General features: G+C 72.8%; 9 protein-coding genes and 1 pseudogene. 3 read left to right on the top strand and 7 right to left on the bottom strand.

Annotated elements, in window-relative coordinates; all coding sequences use genetic code 11:
• Window positions 1-70: 70 nt before the first annotated feature.
• Complete coding sequence (locus MPTA5024_RS23440; RefSeq protein WP_157099667.1) at window positions 71-847, bottom strand: hypothetical protein; 777 nt, start codon at window positions 845-847, stop codon at window positions 71-73.
• 328 nt (window positions 848-1,175) lie between these two features.
• Between MPTA5024_RS23440 and MPTA5024_RS23445 the strand changes: the two genes are divergently transcribed.
• The 3 genes from MPTA5024_RS23445 to MPTA5024_RS23455 all read left to right on the top strand — a co-directional run bounded on the left by MPTA5024_RS23445 (window position 1,176) and on the right by MPTA5024_RS23455 (window position 2,801).
• On the top strand, window positions 1,176-1,751 hold the full coding sequence (locus MPTA5024_RS23445; protein ID WP_232326609.1) for a class E sortase: 576 nt from the start codon (window positions 1,176-1,178) through the stop codon (window positions 1,749-1,751).
• A 6-nt stretch (window positions 1,752-1,757) separates the two neighbouring features.
• Window positions 1,758-1,940, top strand: a complete 183-nt coding sequence (locus MPTA5024_RS23450) for a hypothetical protein (RefSeq protein ID WP_036328017.1) — start codon at window positions 1,758-1,760, stop codon at window positions 1,938-1,940.
• A 108-nt stretch (window positions 1,941-2,048) separates the two neighbouring features.
• Window positions 2,049-2,801 carry an acetoacetate decarboxylase family protein gene (locus MPTA5024_RS23455; protein WP_036328019.1) on the top strand — a complete coding sequence of 251 codons (753 nt, stop codon included), beginning with the start codon at window positions 2,049-2,051 and terminating at the stop codon, window positions 2,799-2,801.
• Window positions 2,802-2,816: 15 nt separating this feature from the next.
• Here MPTA5024_RS23455 and MPTA5024_RS23460 read toward each other — a convergent pair whose 3' ends face one another.
• The 6 genes and pseudogenes from MPTA5024_RS23460 to MPTA5024_RS44340 all read right to left on the bottom strand — a co-directional run.
• The gene (locus tag MPTA5024_RS23460) at window positions 2,817-3,698 is read right to left on the bottom strand and encodes a glycosyltransferase family 2 protein (protein WP_036328022.1); all 882 of its coding nucleotides are present in this window, start codon (window positions 3,696-3,698) and stop codon (window positions 2,817-2,819) included.
• Window positions 3,699-3,897: 199 nt separating this feature from the next.
• Window positions 3,898-4,656 carry a CDP-alcohol phosphatidyltransferase family protein gene (locus tag MPTA5024_RS23465; protein ID WP_036328024.1) on the bottom strand — a complete coding sequence of 253 codons (759 nt, stop codon included), beginning with the start codon at window positions 4,654-4,656 and terminating at the stop codon, window positions 3,898-3,900.
• Window positions 4,634-5,674 carry an iron-containing alcohol dehydrogenase family protein gene (locus MPTA5024_RS23470; protein ID WP_036329235.1) on the bottom strand — a complete coding sequence of 347 codons (1,041 nt, stop codon included), beginning with the start codon at window positions 5,672-5,674 and terminating at the stop codon, window positions 4,634-4,636. Before MPTA5024_RS23470 ends, MPTA5024_RS23465 begins: the two co-directional genes overlap by 23 nt.
• A gap of 58 nt (window positions 5,675-5,732) precedes the next feature.
• Entirely contained in the window at window positions 5,733-6,464 is a 732-nt protein-coding gene (locus MPTA5024_RS23475) for a phosphocholine cytidylyltransferase family protein (RefSeq protein ID WP_036328026.1), read from the bottom strand.
• Between the two features lie 93 nt (window positions 6,465-6,557).
• Complete coding sequence (locus MPTA5024_RS23480) at window positions 6,558-7,181, bottom strand: DUF5941 domain-containing protein (protein WP_051458564.1); 624 nt, start codon at window positions 7,179-7,181, stop codon at window positions 6,558-6,560.
• A pseudogene (locus tag MPTA5024_RS44340) lies at window positions 7,178-7,442 on the bottom strand (DUF5941 domain-containing protein); the annotation flags it as partial. The pseudogene MPTA5024_RS44340 and the gene MPTA5024_RS23480, both read right to left, overlap by 4 nt.

Genomic DNA, 7,442 nt, shown 5'->3' on the forward strand with positions numbered 1-7,442 from the left:
GCTGCCCGTCAGCGGTCACCGAGCGACCGGCGGCGGCGCGCGGCGCGGCTCACGATGAGCCCGAGGAGCATCAGCGCCCCGGCCGCCCCCGCGAGGGCCGCGATCGGCGCTCCGGTGTACGGCAGGCCGCCCTGCTGCTGCGCGGAGCCGCCCTGCTGCTGCGCGGAGCCGCCCTGGACGGCTGCGACGGGGGGGACACCTCCCCCTGCTCGTCCGCCGCCTCGTCGTCGGCGTCGTACGCCTCGTCCTCGGCGCCCTCGGTGTCCTCGTCCCCGGTGGTCTTCTCGTTCTCGGCCCCGGCCTGGACGGTGGTCTCGCCCTGGGCAGGCGCCTGCGCGGTCGGCTGCTCCTCGGGCGTCTCCTGCCCCACCGCGAGCGCGACGTTCTCGCGGGAGTCGTGGTTGGAGTAGTAGCCGACGTTCTCCGCGCCGGCGACGTCGTCGGACCGTCCGGTCGCCTCGTCGTCCGCCCGGTGGGACCTGTCGTCGCCGGAGGCGTCCGAGTGGCCGGAGTCCTCGGAGACGTCCGGCCGCCTCCCCTCGCCCGGGCGGGTGACGACGTCGCTTCGGTGCGTGTTCCCGGCGGCGTCCCTGGCCACGACGTAGTACGACACCGTCTCGCCGGACGGCCGGTAGTCGGTGTAGGTGAGCTGGTCGGCGCCGACCGTCGCCAGCAGCCGGGACGGCGAGGCGGCCACGTAGACGTCGTACGCCGCGACGCCGACGTTGTCCGTGGCGGGCGTCCAGCTGAGCAGGATCTGTCCCGCCGCGGGTTCTGTCAGGGTCAGGACCGGCCCGTTGGGAGCCTCGCGGTCCACCGGGGTGGGCGGGTACGGCTGCCCCGGCACGATCGACGCGACCGCCGGCGGGCCCGCCGCCAGGGCCGCCCCCGCCGGGCCGAACGATCACGCGCGAGGGCGCCCGGTCTGCCTTCGGGGCGGAGACGGCCGTATTCGCCCAGCACAGAGCCGATGCGCGCCACGATCTCGCCACGGTTCGCCGAACGGACGGATTCCGCGGGCACCATTCACGCGCACCAGATCCGACAAATCCAGAAATGTCGAGGATTTCGCGACGGTATTCAACCGCGACGGAAAGGGAAGTTGAACGGATCGCCGGTGTGAACGGCGGCCCGCGAGGCACGGACAGGACCCGGCCCGCAAGGGGATCGGCCTCGTGCTCGTGCTGTTCTGCGCCTACCTGCTGTGGGGCACCGGCGCGTACACCGAGCGGCACCAGCGCGTCCTCCAGCGGCGGCTGCTCGCCGCGCCCGCGCCCGGCCCGGCGCCGACCGGCCTCGGGCCGGTGCACCTGGGCGGGGCGGTCGCCCTCATCCGGATCCCCCGGTTCGGCGGCGACTACCGCTTCGCGATCGTCGAGGGCGTCGACGCCGAGCGGCTGCGCGAGGGCCCGGGACACTATCCCGGCACCGCGCTGCCCGGGCACGTCGGAAACTTCGTGGTCTCCGGCCACCGCACGACCTACGGCGCGCCGTTCAACCGGCTCGCGGAGCTCCGGCGGGGCGACCCGATCCTGATCGACACCGCCGCGGCCCGCTACACCTACCGGGTGACGTCCTCCGAGGTCGTCGACCCGTGGGACCTCGGCGTGGTCGCCGCGGTGCCCGGCCGGCCGGGAGCGCGGCCGGCCCGCGCGCTGATCACGCTGACGACGTGCAACCCCGAATTCTCGGCGCGGCAACGGCTGGTGATCCACGGTGAGCTGGACTCCACGCGGCGCCGGGAGAGCTGACGTGAGGTGACCGTGTACGGCTGGATGTGGCGGCGCCTTCCCGGCGGCCCGGTGGTCAGGGCGGCGCTGGCCGCCGTTCTGGTGATCCTCGCGGCCGGGCTCCTGTGGTACGTCGCGTTCCCCCGGCTGGATGCGTGGGTCGACGGGGAGGCCGGGGCGGAACGGCTCGGCCCGGCGTGCGCCCGCTGACGCGGAGACCCCGTCCTGTGGTCCCCGGCGATCCTTCCCAGGCGCGGGAAACGAGGTCGCCCGCGGGTACGGCTGTCGCCCGGACGCCCGGCTTGCTGTACTGGAGTCATGGCAAGCCACCTCATCCAGGGTCGCCGGGTCGAGACGCCGGTCCGGGTGCGTGACGCGTCGATGGGCGCGGCCATGTATCTCGTCCGGGCGGACGCCGCCCGGGCGGTCCTCGCGTACTCGGGGATGGACGTGACCGAGGTGCTGCCCGGCAAGGCCGTCTGCACGCTGGTCTTCGTCCGCTACCGCGACTCCGACCTCGGCGGCTACGGCGAGTTCGGGGTCGGCTTCCTCGTCCGGCCGCCCGGGGCCGGGCCGGCGCCGCGGAGGAGTCCGCTGGCCGGCCTGAAGGACGTGCGCCGGTCGGGCTCGGGGGTCTTCGTCCACTGGCTGCCGGTCGACCAGGGGTTCACGCTGGAGGCGGGGCGCGACATCTGGGGGTTCCCGAAGGAGCTGGCCGACATCGACGTGCGGCTGGCCACCCCCTACAAGCGGTGCGTCCTGCGCAAGGACGGGCGGCTCGTCATCGACCTGCTGATCCGGCCCGGGATCCCGCTCGGCTCGCCGCCGCTGCCGGGCGGCGCGGCGCCCGACGCGTACACCCGCCTGGAGGGCCTGACCCGGCGCGTCCCGTGGACGGCCCGGCCGCGCGGGGTCCGCTGGCGGCCGGGCGGAGCGCTGATCCGGCTGGGCAACCACCCGGTGGCCAAGGAGCTCAGCGAGCTGGGACTGCCCAAACGCGCCCTCATGACGGCCACGGCCGGGCACCTGGCCATGGCGTTCGAGGAGGCCGAGGAGGTTCGCGAGGCGTGACGGCGCGTGCGCGGGTCAGACGATGGGCGGGCGGCCGAGGCGGAGCATGCGCCAGGCGGTGCGCCAGGCCATCGGGCGGCGCTCGCCGGCCGGCTCGCGCAGTCCCTCTCCGAACCCCCGGAACCACGCCCTGAGCGCGGGCTTCGACCGCTCCCGGGCGAGCGTGAGCACGACCCAGTTGAGCAGGTACAGCACGGCGAGGGGCCAGGGCAGGTTGCGGCGGGCCAGCCACACCCGGTTGCGGGCGTTGAGCCGGTAGAAGTCCGAGTGCCGGGTCGGCAGCACCAGCGGGTGGTACATGACGGTCTCGGCGTCGTACTCGATGCGGTAGCCCTCGCCGAGCAGCCGCCAGGCCAGGTCGGTCTCCTCGTGGGCGTAGAAGAAACGCTCGGGCAGGCCGCCGACCTGCAGGAACGCGGACTTGCGGATCGCGCAGGCGCCGCCGAGGAACGTCGTGACCGGCGACGAGCGCTCGGGGTCGCCGGCGCGCAGACGCGGCACGTGCCGGCGCTGCACCGAGCCGCCCTCGGGGTCCATGACCCGGAAGGAGATCACGGCCAGGTCGGGCTCGTGGGCGAACCGGTCGCGCACATGGGCGGCCACCTTGGGGTTGGCGTACCAGCCGTCGTCGTCCAGGAAGAGCACGATGTCGCCGGAGCACTCCTGGACGCCCCGGTTACGCCCCTCGGGGATGCCGGCGTTGTGCGAGAGCCGTACGGTCTTGACCGCGGCGGCGGACCCGGGCAGCGGCCGGACGCTGAGCTCGGGGACGTCGGCCCCGTTGCCCACGATCACGACCTCGACGTCGCCGTCGGTCTGCGTCAGGGCCGACTCCACGGCCCGGTCGAGCTCGGCGATCCTGTTGCCCATGGTGAGGATGACACATGAAATCTTCACCGCGTCACGGCCCTCGACCTTGGGCGGACTACACACGATTTCATGATCACCGAGTCTGTGTGGCCGGGCAATCCGGGATCTGCCTGGTTTACTGCGAAATAAGAGTATCGGAACTGCCAACGAACCCCCACCCAACCGCACGTGTACGAGGCATCCGCATACTGCCCCAGAACGCTCGGACTAACTCGTACACGCACGGTCATGAGAGCCGCCGGGACGCCAGGATGCTCACCAGGTGCAGGAGGAGCTGGACGACCGCGACGATCGCGCACGCGACCACCAGGACGCGCGTGGCGGGGAACCACAGGTCGAGGACGGCCGCGACCACCACGATCAGCGACAGCTCGACGGCCTGGATCAGCCGGTGGAAGCGCAGCGCGCCGACGACCCGGCGGGCGAGCGCGACCCGGCTTGAGGTGAACTGCCCGGCCGACGCCTCGGTGGCGGCGACGAGCCCCGAGCGGGCGCGGGCCACGTCGACCAGGTCGGTCTCCGACTTGATCAGGATGGCGCCGAGGGCCGCGGCGAAGCCGAGGACGGTGTACCAGTCGGGCAGCACCGCGGACGCCCGGAAGCCCAGCCCGATGAGCAGCGCCGCCTCGGCGAAGTAGTGCCCGACCCGGTCGAGGTAGACGCCCGTGATCGAGGTGCGGCCGGTCCAGCGGGCCAGCTCGCCGTCCGAGCAGTCGAGCAGCAGGTAGATCTGGATGAGCAGGGCCGCGGCGACGGCCGCCGCGATCCCCGGCAGGGCGAGGACCGCCCCCGCCCCGATCCCGCAGAGGATCATCAGGCCGGTGACCTGGTTGGGGCTGATGGGCGTCTTGGCCAGCAGCCAGGTGGCGTAGATGGACAGCCGCCGCATGTAGAGCAGGCCGGCCCAGTGCTCGCCGCTGCGGCGGTCCATGGTGGTCTGCGGCTGCGCGACCGCGCGGAGTTCAGCGACCGACGGCGCCGACATAGTCCTCAACCTTCGCCCTGACCTCGGACTCCGACAGCCGGAGGTGCTCAAGGATGGTGTACCGGCCGGGACGCGTGCTCGGGGCGAGCATCACGGCCTCGGCGAACTGCTCGGCCGTGAGCCCGACGTCGCCCGGGACCACCGGCAGGCCGTGCCGCCGCAGGCAGCCGGCGACCTCGTCGAGGCGCCGGGCGTCCCGCCGGAGGAAAAAGCAGAACGCGGCGCCGATCCCGGCGAGCTCGCCGTGATTGGACGTTCCGGGGAAAAGCTGGTCCACGGCATGAAGGATCTCATGATCGCCGCCACTCGCCGGACGGCTTGACCCAGCGATGACCATCGAAAGCCCCGAAAGGATCAGCGACTCGGCCAGAACGGTCAGGAAGGCGTCCGACTCGATCGAGTCGCGACGCCCCAGGACGGCCTCGGCGGCGGTGCGGGCCATCGAGACGGCCAGCCCGTCGATCGGCTCGCCCCGCTCGACCGCGCCGAGCTGCCAGTCGTCGATGGCCGACAGGTTGCTGATCACGTCGCCGATCCCGGCCCGTACGAGCGAGGGCGGCGCGTCGTGGACGAACTCCAGGTCGACCATGATGGCCAGCGGCATCGGCACGCCGAACGACCCCTTGCCGCCCTCGTGGACGAGCGAGGCGACCGGCGAGCAGATGCCGTCGTGGGAGAGGTTCGTGGCGACGGCGACCATGGGGATGCCGGCCAGCGAGGCGGCGTACTTGGTCGCGTCGATCGTCCTGCCGCCGCCGACCCCGATCACGGCCTCGTAGTTGCCCTTGCGCAGGTCGGCGCCGAGCGAGACGGCCGCGTCGACCGTGCCGTCGGGCACCCGGAAGACCTTGGCCTCGCCCAGCGAGGGGGCGATGACCTCGGCGATGCGGTCGCCCTGGCCGACGCCGACCGCGACCGCGACCCGGCCCGACGTGGCCACGCGGCTGTCGGCGAGCAGCGAACCGAGCTGCGCGATGGCGCCCCGCCGGACCTCCATCGTGAGGGGGGCGGGGAGCATCCTTGCCAGGATCGGCATCAGACCTCCTCAGGCACGGGCCGGCGGGCCGGCGGCGTGATCAGTAGCGGCATGCGATCTCACGGGCCCTCGCGAGGTCGTCGTGGTTGTCCACCTCGACCCACTCGACCTTGCCGATCGGCGCGACCGCGATCTTCTCGCCGCGCGCGACCATCTCCTGGTAGCCGTCCTCGTAGTAGAGCTGCGGGTCGCGCTCGAACGTCGCCTTGAGGGCGTCGGCCAGCCGCTCGGCCGCGCCGGGACGGATCAGGGTGGCGCCGATGTACTCGCCGTACGCCTCGGCGGGGTCCATGAGCTTGGTGATCCGCCGGAGGTGGCCGTCCTCGAGCGTGACCTTCATCTCCTCGTCGGCGAGCGTCTTCACGTCGTCCACGGCGAGGAGGACGTCGGCCGCGTCGTCCGACGACAGCAGGGTGCGCTCGACCGACACGGGGTGGACCGTGTCGCCGTTCACGAGCAGCGCGCCCTGCTCGAAGTAGTCGCGGGCGCACCAGAGCGAGTAGGCGTTGTTCCACTCCTCGGCCTTGTCGTTGTGGACCAGCGTCAGGCGGACGCCGTGGCGGCGCTCCAGGTCGGCCTGGCGGTCGCGCACGGCCTGCGCCTGGTAGCCCACGACGACGACCACGTCACGGAGGTCGACCTCGGCGAGGTTGCGCAGGGCGATGTCGAGGATCGTGGTCTCACCGTCGACGGGCACCAGCGCCTTCGGCAGCGTGTCGGTGTACGGCCGCAGGCGACGTCCGGCTCCGGCGGCCAGCACCATTCCGAGCAATTTCCCGCACTCCTTGAGGTCGAGCGTCAGACAGTAACCTCAAAGGTTAGTTGGGTTCTGGCCCATCTTGGGTAATCCGGTGTTGGTCTGGCGTTAATCCTGCGCGGCCGCGTCGATCACCTCGCCCGCCGCGCGGGGCGCGGCCAGCCAGCAGGTGAGGCTTTCCCAGCCGAACAGCCCCCACAGATAGGCCGCGAGCAGGACGAACACCGCGGGCACCAGGCCCAGCAGGCCGCCGATGGCGACGACCAGCATGCGGCCGTCCCAGCCGAGCCCGGCGGCGGCCAGCCACGGCGGCGGGTAGACGTGCTGGCGGATCCGGTAGACGGTGTCGTAGTGGTGGAAGGCCATCGCCCCGAGGAGGGCGATGATCAGCACGGGCCACACCGAGCGGGCGAAGCCGACGGCCGCGATGAAGCCGTACTCCGTGATCCGCAGGATCGGCGGCACGAGCCAGTCGAGGCGGCCGTCGTGCCGGTGGGAGCTGCCCGCCCCGGCGAGCAGCAGCACCACGGCGGGGCCGAACACGGCGAAGTCGTCCGCGCCCGCCACGCCCAGCAGGAGCAGGATCCCGGTCACGAACGCGCCGGCGAGCGCCGGGGGCAGCGGGGGGATCTGCCCGGCGACCAGCAGGCCCATGGCCTTGGAGAGCGTCCCGTCGTCGCGGTAGGCGACGACCACGCTGCGCGGGACGGGGGTCATGTGCACGGAGATCACGCGAAGGACCTCGCGATCCGGCCGGCGGCCGTGTAGACGAGGGCGACGAGGCCCCAGGACAGCAGCGCGACGAACGTCACCCGCGCGTCGAACAGGGCCGCCGTGACGGCGATGAGCGCCATCCGCTCCCCGATCGGCAGGACGATCGCCTTCTTCACCCAGTAGGCGGCGCCCCGATCGAGCCGCCGGGACAGGGCGAGGACGGCGCCGGCGCCGGAGGCCCCGCCGGACGCCGGCGCGGACGCCGCGTCCCAGGGGACG

It is taken from the genome of Microbispora sp. ATCC PTA-5024 (assembly GCF_000511135.2).
Lineage (GTDB): Bacteria > Actinomycetota > Actinomycetes > Streptosporangiales > Streptosporangiaceae > Microbispora > Microbispora corallina.

Coding starts and splice junctions, on each gene's coding strand:
- MPTA5024_RS23465 (WP_036328024.1), bottom strand. CDS start 4,656: ATGTCGGCGCCGTCGGTCGCTGAACTCCGCGCGGTCGCGCAGCCGCAG.
- MPTA5024_RS23470 (WP_036329235.1), bottom strand. CDS start 5,674: ATGCTCCCCGCCCCCCTCACGATGGAGGTCCGGCGGGGCGCCATCGCG.
- MPTA5024_RS23455 (WP_036328019.1), top strand. CDS start 2,049: ATGGCAAGCCACCTCATCCAGGGTCGCCGGGTCGAGACGCCGGTCCGG.